Origin of the sequence: Myxococcus xanthus, assembly GCF_006402735.1 — a bacterium.
GTDB lineage: Bacteria > Myxococcota > Myxococcia > Myxococcales > Myxococcaceae > Myxococcus > Myxococcus xanthus_A.
Map to the genome: position 1 here is coordinate 1,166,415 of NZ_CP017174.1, position 16,136 is coordinate 1,182,550.

General features: G+C 71.3%; 10 protein-coding genes. 3 read left to right on the forward strand and 7 right to left on the reverse strand.

Features of this window, described 5'->3' with window-relative positions; translation table 11 throughout:
• Positions 1-28 precede the first annotated feature (28 nt).
• Positions 29-1,273 (forward strand): exonuclease SbcCD subunit D C-terminal domain-containing protein, encoded by a 1,245-nt coding sequence (locus BHS09_RS05065; RefSeq protein WP_140797324.1) that lies wholly within the window; start codon positions 29-31, stop codon positions 1,271-1,273.
• Positions 1,270-5,076, forward strand: a complete 3,807-nt coding sequence (locus BHS09_RS05070) for an AAA family ATPase (protein ID WP_140797325.1) — start codon at positions 1,270-1,272, stop codon at positions 5,074-5,076. Before BHS09_RS05065 ends, BHS09_RS05070 begins: the two co-directional genes overlap by 4 nt.
• Before the next feature lie 15 nt (positions 5,077-5,091).
• On the opposite strand, the gene BHS09_RS05075 is transcribed toward BHS09_RS05070, so the two are convergent.
• Together BHS09_RS05075 and BHS09_RS05080 are read right to left on the reverse strand one after the other, a co-directional pair.
• Positions 5,092-6,015 carry a serine/threonine-protein kinase gene (locus tag BHS09_RS05075; RefSeq protein ID WP_140800612.1) on the reverse strand — a complete coding sequence of 308 codons (924 nt, stop codon included), beginning with the start codon at positions 6,013-6,015 and terminating at the stop codon, positions 5,092-5,094.
• A gap of 5 nt (positions 6,016-6,020) precedes the next feature.
• Complete coding sequence (locus BHS09_RS05080) at positions 6,021-6,848, reverse strand: TIGR02266 family protein (protein WP_140797326.1); 828 nt, start codon at positions 6,846-6,848, stop codon at positions 6,021-6,023.
• Positions 6,849-7,063: 215 nt separating this feature from the next.
• Here BHS09_RS05080 and cglD point away from each other — a divergent pair, with 215 nt between their 5' ends.
• Positions 7,064-10,456 (forward strand): adventurous gliding motility lipoprotein CglD, encoded by a 3,393-nt coding sequence (cglD, locus tag BHS09_RS05085; protein ID WP_140800613.1) that lies wholly within the window; start codon positions 7,064-7,066, stop codon positions 10,454-10,456.
• A gap of 116 nt (positions 10,457-10,572) precedes the next feature.
• Here the strand turns inward: cglD and BHS09_RS05090 are convergent, their stop codons facing one another.
• The 5 genes from BHS09_RS05090 to BHS09_RS05110 all read right to left on the reverse strand — a co-directional run bounded on the left by BHS09_RS05090 (position 10,573) and on the right by BHS09_RS05110 (position 15,944).
• Complete coding sequence (locus tag BHS09_RS05090; RefSeq protein WP_140797327.1) at positions 10,573-12,348, reverse strand: M14 family metallopeptidase; 1,776 nt, start codon at positions 12,346-12,348, stop codon at positions 10,573-10,575.
• A 31-nt stretch (positions 12,349-12,379) separates the two neighbouring features.
• Complete coding sequence (locus BHS09_RS05095; RefSeq protein WP_140787760.1) at positions 12,380-13,315, reverse strand: MBL fold metallo-hydrolase; 936 nt, start codon at positions 13,313-13,315, stop codon at positions 12,380-12,382.
• A 99-nt stretch (positions 13,316-13,414) separates the two neighbouring features.
• Positions 13,415-14,248 carry a MetQ/NlpA family ABC transporter substrate-binding protein gene (locus BHS09_RS05100; RefSeq protein ID WP_140797328.1) on the reverse strand — a complete coding sequence of 278 codons (834 nt, stop codon included), beginning with the start codon at positions 14,246-14,248 and terminating at the stop codon, positions 13,415-13,417.
• A gap of 39 nt (positions 14,249-14,287) precedes the next feature.
• Positions 14,288-14,959, reverse strand: a complete 672-nt coding sequence (locus BHS09_RS05105) for a methionine ABC transporter permease (protein ID WP_140797329.1) — start codon at positions 14,957-14,959, stop codon at positions 14,288-14,290.
• Positions 14,952-15,944: a methionine ABC transporter ATP-binding protein gene (locus tag BHS09_RS05110; RefSeq protein WP_140797330.1), complete on the reverse strand. Its 993-nt coding sequence runs from the start codon at positions 15,942-15,944 to the stop codon at positions 14,952-14,954. Before BHS09_RS05110 ends, BHS09_RS05105 begins: the two co-directional genes overlap by 8 nt.
• Between the last annotated feature and the right edge of the window lie 192 nt (positions 15,945-16,136).

The following is a 16,136-nucleotide window of genomic DNA, read 5'->3' on the forward strand; positions in this document are numbered from 1 at the left end:
CACGGGAAAGAGGGAGGGTGGACGCCTGATGCGCCTGCTGCACACGTCGGACTGGCACCTGGGACACACGCTGTACGACGTCTCGCGGGATGCGGAGCACGCTGCCTTCCTGGACTGGCTGCTGGAGACCCTGGAAGCGCAGTCCGTGGATGCGCTGCTGGTGGCCGGGGACATCTTCGACACGGCGAACCCCAGCGCGGAGGCGCAGGCGGCCTGGTACCAGTTCGTCGCGAAGGCGCGGCGGCGGATGCCCCGGCTGGATGTGGTGGTGATTGGCGGCAACCACGACTCGGCGGCGCGGCTGGACGCGCCGGACCCGCTGTTCGCGGCGCTGGGCGTACACGTGGTGGGAGGACTGCCGCGGGCCCGAGGCGCCATGGACCAGGAGCGGCTGCTGGTGCCGCTGCATGACGCGAAGGGGCGGGTGGGTGCTTGGGTGGCGGCGGTGCCGTACCTGCGGCCCTCGGACCTGCCGCCCGCTCCCGGGGACATGGGAGACCGGCTGGTGGAGGGCGTGCGCGCGGTGTACGCGGAGGCGCTGGCCGCGGCGCGGCGCAGGCGTCAGGCGGGGCAGGCGCTGGTGGCCATGGGGCACTGCTACATGACGGGCACGGAGCTGTCCGCGTTGAGCGAGCGAAAGATTCTGGGCGGCAACCAGCACGCGCTGCCCGTGGACCTGTTCCCGGAGGACGTGGCCTACGCGGCGCTGGGGCATCTGCACAAGGCCCAGCGGGTGGGTGGGCGCGAGGGAGTTCGCTACAGCGGCTCGCCGTTGCCCCTGTCGCTGTCGGAGGCGGGCTACCGGCACCAGGTGCTGCTGGTGGAGATGGAAGGCGACGCGCTGGGCGAGGTGCAAGCCCTGCCCGTGCCCCGGACCACGGACATGGTGCGCGTGCCTTCGCGGGACGCGGCGCCCCTGGACGCGGTGCTGACGCAATTGGAGGGCTTGCCGGCGCACGACGCGGGCACGCTGGAGTGGCGGCGGCCCTACCTGGAGGTGTGCGTGTCGTTGCTCCGGCCGGAGCCCGCGCTGCGGCAGAAGGTGGAGAAGGTGCTGGAGGGGAAGGCGGCGCGGCTGGTGAAGCTGACGCCCGCCTATACCGGGACGGGAGGCGCGCTGGCGGAGGTGCAGCCGGGTCTCTCCCTGAAGGAACGCACGCCCGAGGACGTCTTCCGCGCGCGTTACGCCCGTGACTTCGAGGAGCCCCCCGCGCCGGCGCTGCTGGAGGCCTTCCATACGTTGCTGACCGACGTGCAGGAGGAGTCGCCGTGAAGGTGCTCGCGATTCGCGGTTCCAACCTGACGAGCTTCGCGGGTGACTTCGCGCTGGAGCTGGACCAGCCGCCGTTGGACCGGCTGGGCCTGTTCGCGATTACCGGCGCCACGGGTGCGGGCAAGAGCACGTTGCTGGATGCCCTGTGCCTGGCGCTGTTCGACCGCACGCCCCGGCTGGGGGGCCGCGGCGGCGCGCCGGTGGGGCGCGCGGACGAGGACGAGGACGCGCGGCTGTCCGCCTACGACGTGCGCGGCATGCTGCGCCGGGGCGCGGGCGAGGGCTACGCGGAGGTGGACTTCCTGGGCAAGGACGGGCGGCGCTACCGGGCGCGCTGGTCCGTGTGGCGCGCACGCAACCGCGCCGAGGGGCGCTTCCGGCCCCAGGAAATGCAGTTGATGGACGTGGTCACCGGGCAGCTCACGGGCCGCACCAAGGGCGAGGTGCTGGCCGCCATCCAGGAGCGGCTGGGGCTGTCGTTCGACCAGTTCCGTCGCTCGGCGCTGCTGGCGCAGGGCGAGTTCGCGGCCTTCCTCAAGGCGGATGCCAGCGAGCGCGCGGAGCTGCTGGAGCGGATGACGGGCACGGAGGTGTACAGCCGCTTGTCCATGGCCGCGCATGAGAAGAACAAGGCGGAGCAGGAGTCGCTGGCGAAGCGGGCGCAGGGACTGGCGGCGATTGCGCTGATGCCGGAGGCGGAGCGCGCGGCGGCTGCGGCGGCGCTCGGTGAGGAGGCCCGGGCGCGTCAGACGGTGGAGGCGCTGCTCAAGGACGCGGAGGGCGCGGCGGCGTGGCATGTCGCGCGGGCGGGGCTGCGGGAGGCGGAGCAGGCGGCGGAGGCGAAGGCGCAGGCGGCCAGGACGGCTCTGGAGGAGGCGGCGCCGCGCGCGGCACGGATGGAGGAGGTCCGCGAGGCGGAGACCTTCCGGGGCCCGGTGGCGGCGGTGGAGGCCGCGGAGCGCCGGTGGGCGGAGGCGGAGGCGGCGCAGGTGGCGCGGGCGTCGGAGGTGGAGGCGGTGCTGGCGGAGACCTCGGCGCGGCGGGTGGGGCAACTGGAGGCGGAGGCCGCGCGCGCCGCGGCGCAGGAGCGGGAGGTGGCGACGCGCCCCGCGTTGGAGGAGGCGGCGCGCCTGGATGCGCGGCTGGAAGGTGTCTCCCATGAGGCGCGTGAGGCGCGGGCACGGGCGGAGAAGTCCCAGGCGGCGTTGGTGGAGGCGAAGGGGGAGCTGGACGCCGTGCTCGCGCGCGAGGCCGAGGCACGGGACAAGGGGGAGGCCGCGCGGCACTGGCTGACGGAGAAGGCGCACTGGGTCGCGCTCACGAGCGAGTGGCCGCGCTGGCAGCGCGAGCTGGAGCGCTACGAGGGGGCGCAGGGCGAGCGGCGCAAGGCCCGTGAGGAGTCCGGACGGCTGCTGGGTGAGGTGGAGGGACTGCGCGAGACGGTAGGGCTTCGGCGGGAGGAGCGGGATGCCGCGGTCCGTGCGGAGGAGATGGCCCTGGCCGCGGCGACGCATGCCGAGGCGGCCGTGGGGACGGAGACGGGCGCGCAGCGGCGGGCGCAGCGTGAACGCCTGTTGGCGCGGCAGGAGGCCGTGCGGGGCCTGAAGACCGCTCACGAGGGGCTCGTCGCGGATGAGGCCGAGGCTCGCGAGGCGGGCACGGAGGTGAAGGCGGCGAAGGCGGAGGTCGAGGCCGCGACGGCGGAAGCGCGCGCGGCGGAGACTCGGCGGACGCAGGGGGAAGCCGCACTCAAGGAGGCGCAGCGCTCGCTGTCGCTGGCGCAGGCGACGCAGGGCTATGCGTCCCACCGTACATTGCTGAAGGACGGTGAGGCGTGCCCGTTGTGCGGCGCGGAAGAGCACCCCTACGCGCGCGAGGTGTCCGCGCTGGATGGGCTGGTCGCGGAAGCTGCTTCGCGTGTGGAGGCGCTGGAGGAGGAGCGGACCGCGGCCACCCAGGCGGAGGTGGCGGCGAGCGCTCGGCGCGCGGCGGCGAATGCACGTGCCGGACAGGCGGAGACGCGCAGGCAGTCCGCGGAGGCCCGCGCGGAGGCGCACGGCGAGGCCTGGCGGAAGGGGTGTGCCTCGTGGCTGGCGTCCATTCGGGAAGAGGGGGCGGAACCCGGCGCATCATTGCCGCCGGCCGTGGGCGGCTCGCCCGAGGCGGGCGCGTGGCTCGACGCGGTGCGTGCCGAGCTCGCGGAGCGGCTGGCGGCGCTGAAGGCCGACGAGCAGGCTGCCGAGTCACTGGCCCGCACGGCGCGCGAGGCCCGCGCGGCGCTGGAGACGCAGCGCACGCGGCGCGAGGTGGCGGCGGAATCGCTGCGCCGGGCGGAGGAGGCCCTGTCACGCGCGGAGTCGGTGCTCAAGGACGTCCATGCCCGGCTCGAGGCCGCCGAGCAGACGCTGCGGCAGGTGCTCGCGGAGGTGTCACCCGTCTTCACCGCGGACGTGGGCTGGGAGCGGAAGCTGGAGGAGGACCCGGCCACCTTCCGCCGCAAGTGTGGAGAGCGGGTGGTGATGTGGAAGGGCAAGGAGGAGGCCCGGCTGAAGGCGGAGGAGCGCGAGGCCGAGGAGCAGCGTCATCGCGCCCGGGCTCAGGGCCTGGTGGAGGTGAGCACCCGCCACGCCGAGGAGCATCAAGCATTCGCCGTGCGCAAGGAGCAGGAGCGCGGCGAGCTGACCCGCGCACGCGCGGCACTGCTGCACGGCCGTCCCACGGCGGAGGTCCGCGCCGAGCTGCAGGCACGACTGGAGGCCACGGAGTCGGCCTTCGAGCAGGCCCGTGAGCGCGCCGAGGCAGCGCATCAGTCGGCGCAGGTCGCCACCGCCCGTGCCGAGGATGCCGTGCGCGCCAGGGCGGAGGCGTTGGCCCTGCGTGAGTCGGAAGGCGCCGCGCTGACAGCGCTGCTCGCCACGCGTGGGACCACGCTGGACGCCGTGCGGATGCTGCTGTCATTCGACGCGGCCTGGCGTGAGGCGGAAGCCCGCGCGCTGTCGGCCCTGCGCGAGGCGCTCGCCCAGGCCACCGCCGTGCTGGCGGAGCGAAGCGAGCGTCGCACGCGGCACGAGGACTCCGGTCCTCCGTCGCTCTCCGAGCAGGACGCGGGCGCCGAATGTGAGCGGCTGCGCGCGGAGGTGGAGGCCCGTCGTCATGCCGAGGCCACGCTGCACGCGCGGCTGGAGGCCGACGACACGGCGCGGGCGCGGCACGGCACCGAGGCCGCGGCCCTGGAGGAGGGCCGCCGCGCGGCGGAGGTGTGGAAGGTGCTGGGCGACCTCATCGGCTCGCACGACGGCAAGCGCTTCAAGGTCTTCGCCCAGAGTCTCACGCTGGATGCCTTGCTGTTGCACGCCAACGCGCACCTGCGGGAACTCGCGCGGCGTTACCGGCTGATGCGCGTGCCCGGACACGACCTGGACCTCCAAATCGTGGACGGGGACATGGGCGACGAGGTCCGCAGCGTGGCCAGCCTGTCCGGCGGTGAGAGCTTCCTGGTGTCGCTGGCGCTCGCGTTGGGGCTGGCGTCCCTTTCGTCGGAGACGACGCAAGTGGAGACGCTCTTCATCGACGAGGGCTTCGGCACGCTGGACCCGGAGACGCTGGAGGTGGCCCTGGCCACGCTGGACGCGCTCCAGGCCACGGGCCGGCAGGTGGGCATCATCTCGCACGTCAGCGGCATGGCGGAGCGCATCGGCGTGCAGGTGCGCGTGGTGAAGCAGGGAGGTGGGCGCAGCCGGCTGGTGGTGGAGGGCGACCCGGGCATGGTGCCTCCTTCCATGGGACAGCAGGAGGTGGCGTAGCGGACCCTGGCGGGCTCAGGTCTCCATCAGCCCGCGTACCACCGCGGCCAAGGCCAGGGGCGTGGCCACGCGGTCATCACTCAGCGGCGCCAGGGCCCGGGCGAACTGCTCCGCGGAGCCGAAGCGTTGCGACGGGACGGGCGCCAGCGCGCGGTCCAGCACCAGCGCCAGCGCGTCGGGGACGCCGGGCACTCGCACGCGCACGGGGGTCACCCGGCCGCCGCGGATGGAGGACTCTACCTGCTCCTCCGGGCCGGAAGGGAAGGGCGACTCCAGCGCCAGCAGCTCGTAGAGCAGCACCGCCGTCGCCCACAGGTCCACCGCCACGGACACGTCGCCCGCGAGCAGCTCCGGGGAGCGGTAGTGCTGCTTGCCCAGTCGCCGGATGTCCTGCACCGCGCCCGCGCGGGAGCGCGCCACGCCGAAGTCCGCCAGCTTCACCTCGCCCGTGCGGGACAGCAGCACGTTGTGCGGGGACACGTCACAGTGCACCACGCCCAGGGGGCGGCCCGTGGTGCTGACGGCATGGTGCGCGTGCGACAGGGCCTCCAGCACCTGCCGGACGATGAGCACGGAGATGTCGATGGGCAGCTCGATGCGGCGGCGGCGGCACCGCGCCAGCACGCGGCCCAGGTCGGGGCCTTCCACCAGCTCCAGCGCCAGGTAGCCACCGTCCGGCAGCTCGCCGTACTCCACGAAGCCGACGATGTAAGGGTGGCGCAGGCAGCGGGCGAGCTCGGCTTCGTGCAGGAGCTGCTCGTGGGCCTCCGCGTCTCTCATGCGCTCGGGACGCACGCGCTTGAGGGCCACCTGCGCTCCAGCATGTGGGCCCTGCTGCATCCGCGCGAGAAAGACCTCCGCCATGCCGCCGCGTCCCAGCCGGGACAGCAGCTGGAAGCGGCCATGGTCGCGAGGCCAGATTTCCCGCACGTTCTCCATCACGTTCAGCCCACGCCACCCGCGAGGCTCGCCAGGTAGTCGTCCAGCGTCTGGGAGAAGGTGGCGTCGTCGTTGAGGAACGCCAGGCCCACGCCGCCCGTGTACGGGTCGTCCACCACGTGGACCACCACCGCGTCGCCCTGCAGGCGTTCGCCGTTGGGCAGCTTCACGTCCACGGTGACGACGCTGTCGGGCAGGGGCCGGTGCGCGGTGCGCACGAAGAGGCCGCCGTTGGAGATGTTGAGGGCGTGCTCACGCACGAAGTCCAACTCGGTCCGGAACTCCATTTCCAGCTTCACGGCGAAGCGGCGCCCGCGACGCTGAGGCCCCTCCGGCGGGCGGACGAGCACCTGGTGAGGCTGGTTGCTGGGAGCGGGAGCAGGCGCCTCCACGGGCTTCGGGCTCGTTTGAGGCACGGAGGCCGCGGTGCCACCCACGGTGGGCCCCGCGGGACGCACGCTGCTGACGGGCAGCGTGGTCAGGTGCTGCTGCAGCACCCGCGCCGCGGCAGAGCATTCGTCTCCCCGGTAGGTGGTGCCGCCCCCGAAGGCCGCCGCGCGAAAGGCATCTCGCTCCGCCTTGGGCAGACGCCACAGCTCCACGAAGGTGCCGCCGCTGCGCTTCGCGTCCTCCGCGAGCCGCTCCACGGCGGAGCGTGGATAGCCTGGAGCCTCCACCTTCAATTCAATACCCGCTTCCTCCGGGCGCAGGGCCACCACGAGCTGGAGTGACTGCGCGGAGGTGAGCACCTCGCCAATCCCTTCCACCCAGGCCGCCACGCGCTCCGGGGGAGCCGAGCCATTCCATAATGCCGCAAGACCGAAGACGGGCACGGGCGCGACGATAGCCGAGCCCTTTCAACCCGCGAACCCCGTTTGCCAACAGCCTGAGCGCAATCCAGCCACATCACTGGACTGGGATCATCCAGACCCCGACTCAGAGTTGCCCCAGGGGAACAGGTACTCGGAAACTCCCGCGTTGTTCTCTATTATGGAAGTCTGCTTCGACTCACCCCCCACCTGGAGTCGGAGTCATGGAGTCAAAGACGATGCGCAACTCCCTGATGAGGTACTTCTCCTGCGCGTTGCTGGCAGCGTCGTTGCTGACTGGCTGCGGCGGTGGGAAAGACCCTGACCCCAATCCACAACCGAACACCGATGCTGGCCCCGACGGTAACGGGGACGGCGGTACGGATGCCGGCCCGCTTGAAGAAGACGCGGGCGTGATTCCGGATCCGGACCCCGATCCGGGTGAGGTGCCCACGGATATCGATGACCCTGACAACTCGACGAAGGACTCCGACTGTGACGGCCTGACGGACGCGGAGGAGTTCGCGACCATCTATCCCGGCGGCGCGAAGACGAACCCCGGCCTGCGCGACACGGATGGCGACGGCATCCGCGACGGCGTGGAGGTGGGTCGCACCTCGAGCCCCGACCCCAGCTGCAACTTCCCCGGTGACCAGGACACGACCACGCGCACCTCGCCGGTGCTGGCGGACACGGACGGCGACGGCATTCCGGACGGCCTGGAGGACCTCAACCGCAACGGCCGGAGGGACCCGGGCGAGACGGACCCGAACGCCATCGACTCGGATGGTGACGGCCTGTCGGACGGTGCGGAGGACGCCAACCGCAACGGCGTGGTGAGCCCCGGTGAGACGGACCCGCGCAAGCGCGACACGGATGGCGACGGCCTGGATGACGGCCTGGAGTCGCGCACCGGCACCAACCCGCTCGCCCCGGATTCGGACGGCGACACCTGCAGCGACGGTGACGAGGACGTCAACCGCAACGGCATCGTGGACGGCAACGAGACGGACCCGCGCGTGGCGGACTGCGCCGCGTCGATTCCGGACGCCGACTTCGACGGCATCCCGGACTCGGTGGAGATTGCGACGGGCACGGACCCGAACAACGCGGACACGGACGGCGACGGCATCCAAGACGGTGTCGAGGACAAGAACCGCAACGGCCGCGTGGACGCCGGTGAGACGGACCCCCGACTGGCGGACACCGACTGCGACGGTCTCCAGGACGGCCCGGGCCGCAATGGCTTCCGCGGAGAGGACACCAACGGTAACGGCCGCGTGGACCCGGGTGAGACGGACCCGACCAACCCCGACACGGACGGCGACGGCCTGCTGGACGGCCTGGAGCTGGGCGTGACGACGGCGCAGGCGCCGCGTCAGAACTGTGGCTACGTGGGCGACGCGGACCCGACCACCACCACGTCCCCGACGAACCCCGACAGCGACGGTGACGGCATCCAGGACGGCGCGGAGGACGCCAACCAGAACGGTCGCGTGGACGAGGGCGAGCTGAACCCGAATGACCCCGCCGACGGCGCGGCCAACACGCCGGCGGGCCAGGCCTGCCGCACGTCCAACCTGCGCACCGTCACCTTCAAGGAGGAGAACGGCGCGGACCTGCGGCTGGCGCTGCCCTCCACCTTCACGGACGCCAACCTGCGCACCATCCGCGATGGCAACAACGCGGTGGGAATCATCGGCTGGGACGCCACCAAGCAGGTGACGCTGATTGCGTACAAGCGCGGTCGCGTGGGCTCGTCGTCCAACCCCACGAATGACGAGGCGGGCATCCGCTCTGCGTCGTTCAACTCCGCCACGCGTGACTTCCAGCAGACCTTCAACACCTGGGACGGCTACGCCGCGCTGTCGGCGCGTTACGCCATGTCGGGCGGCGCGGACCTGAAGACGTTCACCAACACCCTGACCCGCTCGCTGGTGCCCGGAAGCACGGGAGAGCTGACGGGAACGGCCGGCATCACCGGGCCCTTCACCATGCAGGCGCAGTACGTGCACCGCTCCGACCAGAGCGTGGTGGTGGTGCTGGCCATCACCCCCACGTCCCGCTACAACGAGGCGGGCAGCCTCTTCACGACGGCGGACACGGCGGGTGGCTCGGCGCTGGCGCAGTTCGGTGACGCGGACGCGGTGCAGTGCGAGAAGTTCACCGTGCGGCAGGCGGTGGTGGACTTCATCTTCGTGGTGGACGACAGCGGCTCCATGGCCTCGTCGCAGCAGTCGCTGGCCAACGCGGCCTCGGCCGTGGCGGACAAGCTGGCCAACGCGACGCTGGATTATCGGCTGGCGATGGTGAGCACCACCTATACCTATGGCAGTGGTTCGAACTCGGGGCTGCTGCGTGGCTTCACGCAGAACATCAACCAGTTCCGGGCGTGGCTGACGCAGAACAGCACCTGCGGCGGCAACGGCCAGTGCACCACCGTCACCATCCCCGCGGGGACCCAGCCCACCACCTGTTCGTCCAACTCGCAGTGCTGGGTGGGGCAGAGCGGAAACGGCACGGAGCGTCCGCTGGAGGCCGCTCGCGCCGTCACCAACCTGTTGGCCTCGTCCGGTGGCACGGCGGAGACGCGCTTCCGCGCGGGCGCCAAGGTCGTGGTCGTCATCCTGACGGACACGCGGGACCAGTCCAGCGGCACCATCGATACGTACAGCCAGTACTTCCTGGGCACGGGCAACGAGCCGGGGACGAACCGCAACCCGCTGAACCAGCGCATCGACGTGCACGGCATCCTCTGCCCGCATGAGAACGCCACCAACGACACCAGCACCTGGTGCCAGACCCAGGAAGACCCCCGGAACCCGCGGCACCTGGACATCATCCAGGCCACCGGCGGCGTGTACGGCAGCATCCGGGACTCGAACGCCATCACCACCACCATCAACGCCATCATCGACAGCGTCATCGCGTCGGTGGGTTACCGGACGCAGAAGCCGCCCATCGGCGCCTCGCTGAAGGTGGCCATGGACGCGGTGGCGAACGCGTCGCAGTGCCCCACGCCGGGAGACCTGCCACGCAGCCGCACTCACGGCTTCGACGTGGACGGCATCAGCCGCGCGGTGTCCTTCTACGGCGGGTGCCGCCCGCAGAACGCGGGCACCACCCAGGCGGCGCTGTCCTACCGCTACTGGACGGACCGCACGACGAACCCGAACGGCATCCCCGCGCCGTGCGCGGCGGACCCGTACCACGACCCGAACGACCCGGACTTCTGTGAAGGCAAGCTGACGTGTAACCGCACCACGGACCAGTGCGAGTGCCCGTCGGACTGCGGCGGCGGTGGTGACCCGGGCCAGGTGTGCAACACGGACCCCGCGGTGTGCGCCTTCACCTGCGCGCCGGACTGCGGCGGCACGTGCGGCACCTACGAGACGTGCAACACGGACACCTGCTCGTGCTCGTGCGTCCAGTCGGCCACCTGCGCGCCGGGCTTCAAGTTCGACTCGAACGCGTGCGGCTGTGTGTGTGACACCGGGGCGCTGAACTGCGGTGACCGGTACCAGGCGGACCCCAACACGTGCGCCTGTGCCTGTAAGTCGGACTGCGGCGGCTGCGGTCCGAACTCGGTCTGCAACCAGAGCTACTGCGCCTGCGAAGGCATCATCGGCTGATGATGCGGAAGCGCTCCGGCCTTCGTTGAAGAAGGAGGCCGGAGTCAGCAGGGCTGAAAGAAAAACGCCCCGGGGCCTGCTGGCTCCGGGGCGTCTTCATTTCATGGCCAGGCTTCCTACGGCTTCGCGGGCTTCACCGCCGCCAGCTCCTGGGGCGCGGCCTGGATGCGCAGCACGGGGTAGACGCGGAGCTGGACGTCGCGGGCCGGGTGGCGCTCATAGAAGAAGCGCAGGCGGGCGCGCGCGTCCTTGGCGAAGGCCGGGTCCTTCAGCTTCGCTTCCCACTCCGCCTTCACCGAAGCGTCCTTCGCGAGCAACTCCCGTGCGAAGGGCTCCAGCACGTAGTCCTCCACGTACTCCTTCTGCTCGAAGTGGGCGTTGAAGAAGCCCCAGGACAGCAGCGAATCCGGCCCCGTGGGCTCAAACAGGTGCGCGACCAGCTCCACGCCCTCCTGCGCCACCGGCACGTACAGCGTACCCGCGGGAATCTGCTGCGTCTGGGGCTCCCACGCGCCCTTCACGTTGAGCGTCTGCCGGTTCTCCACGGACTGGATGCTCCACTTCGCCTCGGTGGCGCGGAAGCTCTCCACCGCCGCGCTGGCCACGGGCTTGGAGAGGCGCTGCGAGCGCAGGCCGTGCGCGGCCAGCTTCGCCTCCACCCAGGCGGCGTGCGCGGGCGGCACCAGGTAGCCACCCGCGGGCAGCGAGGCGGTGAGCGCGGGCTGAATCTCCTCGAAGTAGGGCACCTTCCAGATTTGGGGCTTCGTGTCGTCGTAGCGAATCCACGTCTGGCCGGACACGTCGGAGGCGCCCCGCTCATAGGCGTAGCCCCGGAAGTCGATGGTCCGCTTCTGCTCCGTGTTCTTCCATGCGAGGACCACCTCGCGCGTCTTGCCGGCCGCGTCCGCCGCGTCCGCCGCCTTCACCGCCGCGCGCAGGGCGGCGCCGTCACGAGCCACCAGCCGCAGCAGGCTGGCCACGATGTTCCGCGTGGCCTTCACGCGCTCCGCATAGGGCTTCCACGAGTGCGTCTCCACCAGCACGCCGAAGCGGCGGTTCGCGGCCCAGTAGGCGTGGCTGAAGCGCGGCGGCGGCACGCCGTAGGCGAAGCCGGAGGTGGGGTCATCGTCCTCGATGAAGGACGGGTAGAAGGGCACGGGCAGGTGCTGCTGTGACTCCAGTTCGGTGAAGAGCTCCTCGCGCAGCTTCACGCCCAGCTCGCGCAGCGCGGCCGGCCCGGACTTCTGCGGCTCGATGCCCACGGACACGTCATGCTCGAACTTGGCGCCGTTGGTGGCGTGCAGGTCGGCGTAGACGAGCGGGTCCCACGCGTGGAGGTACTTCAGCAGGGCCACCATCTCCGGGGCCTCCGCCTTGGCGTAGTCGCGGTTGAGGTTGAGGTTCTGCGCGGTGGCGCGCCAGCCCATCTCCTCGGGGCCATTTTGATTGGGACGGTGGTTGGGGCCGAAGCGCTCGTGGCCGTCCACGTTGAAGACGGGGACGAAGACGGCGGTGACGCGCTTGAGGACGCCGGGCTGCTCCTTCCCGGCGAGCAGGTCGCGCAGCAGCCAGAAGCCAGCGTCCTTGCCGTCAATCTCACCGGAGTGGATGCCGCCCTGGAAGAAGACGACGGGGCGCTGCTTGCGCGCCGCGGCGGCGGGCGTGAGGGTGCCATCCGCGCTGGCGACCAGCGCGAGCAGCGGCCGGCCTTCCGGCGTGGTGCCAATCGTGTCGCAGCGGACCTTGCCGGGGAACGCCTTGGGGAAGGCGCGGCAGAGGGACTCCACTTCCGGGTAGCGGCCCGTGCGCGTCCAGCCGCTCTGTTCGGAGACGGTGGTGAGGGACGACGGTGCCTGATGCAGCGTCATGGCGAGGAGGGTGGGCAGGAGCATGCCCTTCCCACAACATAGCCCCTGGTGGGTTTCAACCGCGGCGCACGGTGAGTGTTCCACCTACCGGCAGCACTTCGACGCGCTCACGCGCCAGGCCCCGCCGGGTCCACTCCGCGTCCAGGCGGCGGGGCGGCTCGTCGAGCGGCTCGTCGGTGAGCTTGAAGGTGCCCCAGTGCATGGCCAGGAAGCGCGCGGCGCCCAGGTCCTCGAAGGCCTGCACGGCTTCCTCGGGGTTCATGTGCTGACGGCGCATGAACCAGGCCGGGTCATACGCGCCAATGGGCAGCATCGCGGCGTCGATGCCCGGGTAGCGCAGGCCAATCTCCTTGAAGCCCTCGAAGTAGGCGGTGTCGCCGGAGTGGAAGACGCGAGCGCTGGAGCCTTCGATGACGAAGCCGCCCCAGAGCATCTCGTTGACGTCGTTGAGGCCGCGGCGGCTCCAGTGCTGCGAGGGGACGAAGTGCACCGTGACGGCGCCCACCTGCGTGGAGCGCCACCAGTCCAACTCCGTGACGTCCAGGCCCGAGCCCCGGAACACCGGCGCATGGCCCAGGCCGGTGACGATGGGGGCGCCCACCTGCTCCAGCGTGGGCAGGTCCAGGTGGTCGTAGTGGTTGTGGGAGACGAGGCTGGCGGTGATGGGCGGCAGCTTCTCCACCGGGACGCCCGGCGGCACGTTGCGCCGGATGACGCCGCTGATGGCATCGCGCAGCACCGGGTCGATGAGCAGGGACAATCCGTCCAACTGCACGAGCCAACTCGCATGCCCCAGCCACGTCAGCCGGGCGCCTTCGCCTGGCGCGGGCGGCGTGGCGAGCAGTGCGAGGTCGGGCTCCACGCGGGGGACCTCTGCACGGGCCGGGGACTTGCGGCGGCGGCCGGCGAGCTTGTCGGCCACGGCCCACTTGAAGACACTGCTGAACGGCTGCGGCCCGCTGCCATCGAGGTTCTTGAACCGCAAGGCCATTGTGCTCGCTCCCTCGTCTAGCGGGGCTGGGAGGGCCCCGCGCGCGTGCCCCTGTCATGCTCGGACCGGGCACGGCGCGCAAGCAGGACGTGGCGTCCGTCAGAAGGCGGGCACCACCGCGCCGCCGTAGGTGGACTCGATGTAGCGGCGCACCTCGTCGGACTGGAGCGCCTTCACCAGCGTGCGCACCTCGGCGCGCTGCTCGTCGCCCTGACGCACGGCGAGCACGTTGGCGTAGGGGTTCTCCCGCGCGGCCTCACGCGCCAGCACCTTCGCGTCCAGCTTCAGGTGCTTCTGGGCCTCCAGGAAGTAGTTGCCGTTGATGACGGCGGCGGCCACGTCCTCCAGCGTGCGGGGCTGCTGCTCCGCATCAATCTCCCGCAGGTCGAGCTTGCGTGGATTGCCCGCCACGTCCCGCACCGTCGCCGTGGCGCCCGCGCCCTCGCGCAGACGCAGCAGGCCCTGGGCTTCGAGCAGGCGCAGCGCCCGCGCGAGGTTGCTGGGGTCGGCGGGGAGCGTCACCTGAGCGCCCTCCGGAAGCTCCGCGAGCTGACGGAACTTCGTGGAGTAGAGCGCCAGGGGCTCCAGATGCACCGGGCCGGCGCTGGTCAGCGCGAGCTTCCTGTCGCCGGCGAAGCGCTCCAGGTAGGGCTCGTGCTGGAAGTAGTTGGCATCGAGCTGTTTGTCAGACAGCGCGATGTTCGGCTGGACGTAGTCGGTGAACTCCACCACGTCGACGCGCACGCCCTCGCGCAGGGCCACGGCGGCGGCGGCGCGGAGAATGTCTCCGTGGGGCACCGGGTTGACGCCGACCTTCAACGTGCGGACGCTGGAAGACTCGCCCGAGGACGCCTCCTGCTTCTGGCAGGCCGTGAGCAGCAGCGTCACGGAGAGCAGCAGCGGGGTGAGCAGGGAACGAGAGGGGGACTTCATGTCAGAAGACTCCAGGGACAACGGGAAGGAGAGGGCGCGTCAGCGCGACGAGCGCGCGCCGGTGTGGTCGAAGCGGGAGGCCAGCGTGTCACCCAGCCATTGGACGAGCTGCACAAGCACCAGCAACACCACCAGGCAGCCCAACATGACGTCGGTGCGGAAGCGCATGTAGCCGTACTTCACCGCGAGGTCGCCCAGGCCGCCGCCGCCCACCGCGCCCGCCATGGCGCTGTAACCCAGCAGGCTGATGATGACGAGCGCGGTGCCGCGCACGAGCGACGGCAGCGCCTCCGGAATGAGGACATGGAAGACGATGCGGCGGTGGGTGGAGCCCATGGCGATGGCGGCCTCCACCAGTCCGGCGTCCACTTCCCGGAGGCTCTGCTCGACGACGCGGCCCATGAAGGGGATGGCCGCCACCACCAGGGGAACAATGGCGGCGGTGGTGCCAATGGTGGTGCCCACCAGCAGGCGGGTGAGCGGGACGATGGCCACCATGAGGATGATGAACGGGACGGAGCGGCCCACGTTGACGAGCGTGCCCAGCACCCGGTTCAGCGCCGGACGCTCCCACAGGCCACCGCGGTCCGTGACGACCAGCAGCACGCCCAAGGGCAGGCCCGCGAGGAGGACGAGCGCCGCGGCCACGGACGTCATGTAGAGCGTCTCACCGGTGGCCACGCCCAGCAGGCGCGGAAGCTGGCTATCCATGTGCGGCCTCCTCGGGCGTCAGTCCCTGCTCACGCAGGTAGGCGAGTGCCTGGCTCACGGCGTCAGCGGAACCCTGGAGGTCGACGAGGAGCCTGCCCACGCGGGTGTTGCCCACGCGCTCCATGGCGCCTTCCACCAGCAGGGCGTCCACGTCGAACTGGCGCGCCAGGGTGCCCAGGAGGGGCCGCCGGGCGTGCTCGCCCGCGAGCGTCAGCGCCACGCGGCGGCCCGAGGGCGCGTCCGTCGGTGGGGCGAAGGCTGGGAAGCACAGTTGATGCAGCCGGGTGCTGGGATGGGCGAGCAGCTCCGTCACCTTGCCCTGCTCCACGAGCCGTCCCCGCTCCAGCACCGACGCCGAGTCGCAGATGGCCTTCACCACGTCCATCTGGTGGGTGATGAGGAGCAGCGTCACGCCGAGCTTCTGGTTGATGTCACGCAGCAGCCCCAGCACCGAGCGCGTCGTCTCCGGGTCCAGCGCGGAGGTGGCCTCGTCGGACAGCAGGACGCGAGGCCGGGGCGCCAGCGCCCGCGCGATGCCCACCCGCTGCTTCTGTCCGCCGGAGAGCTGCGAGGGGTAGGCTTGCGCCTTGTCGGACAGTCCCACGAGCGACAGCAGCTCCTCCACGCGCTCGCGGATGGCCTCGCGTGGGGCGCCCGCCACTTCCAGTGGGTACGCGATATTCGCCGCCACCGTCTTCGAGCCGAAGAGGTTGAAGTGCTGGAAGATCATCCCGATGCCCTGGCGTGCCTTGCGCAGTGCCTCCGGACTGAGGGCCAGCAAGTCCTGTCCGTCGACGAAGACGGAGCCCTCGGTGGGGCGCTCCAGGAGGTTGGCGCAGCGGATGAGCGTGGATTTGCCGGCGCCGCTCTGTCCCAGCACGCCGTGGATTTCACCGGCCTCCACCCGGAGCGACACGTTCCTCAGCGCCGCGACCTCCCGCCCGCCCGCCGTGTAGACCTTGCTGACTCCGCGAAACGCAATCACGGCGTGGCGCTCCGGCTGGGCGTGGCTCGCGCGGGCCCAGGGGGCCGCTGCTCATTCGTGTCCGGGGTGCCGCGCATGGACTGCTCCTGGGGACTGCGGAGGTGGGACGAGGGCTCGCGCGAGGTGCGCGAAGGACGGCCCGTGCCTGGACGAAGCAGGCAACGGGCCGGGCCGGGAGGAACGTCGGTTCGT

Excerpts from the sequence above, each read along its gene's own strand:
- BHS09_RS05065 (WP_140797324.1), top strand. The coding sequence starts at position 29 with ATGCGCCTGCTGCACACGTCGGACTGGCACCTGGGACACACGCTGTAC.
- BHS09_RS05075 (WP_140800612.1), bottom strand. The coding sequence starts at position 6,015 with ATGGAGAACGTGCGGGAAATCTGGCCTCGCGACCATGGCCGCTTCCAG.
- cglD (WP_140800613.1), top strand. The coding sequence starts at position 7,064 with ATGCGCAACTCCCTGATGAGGTACTTCTCCTGCGCGTTGCTGGCAGCG.
- BHS09_RS05090 (WP_140797327.1), bottom strand. The coding sequence starts at position 12,348 with ATGCTCCTGCCCACCCTCCTCGCCATGACGCTGCATCAGGCACCGTCG.
- BHS09_RS05095 (WP_140787760.1), bottom strand. The coding sequence starts at position 13,315 with ATGGCCTTGCGGTTCAAGAACCTCGATGGCAGCGGGCCGCAGCCGTTC.
- BHS09_RS05100 (WP_140797328.1), bottom strand. The coding sequence starts at position 14,248 with ATGAAGTCCCCCTCTCGTTCCCTGCTCACCCCGCTGCTGCTCTCCGTG.
- BHS09_RS05105 (WP_140797329.1), bottom strand. The coding sequence starts at position 14,959 with ATGGATAGCCAGCTTCCGCGCCTGCTGGGCGTGGCCACCGGTGAGACG.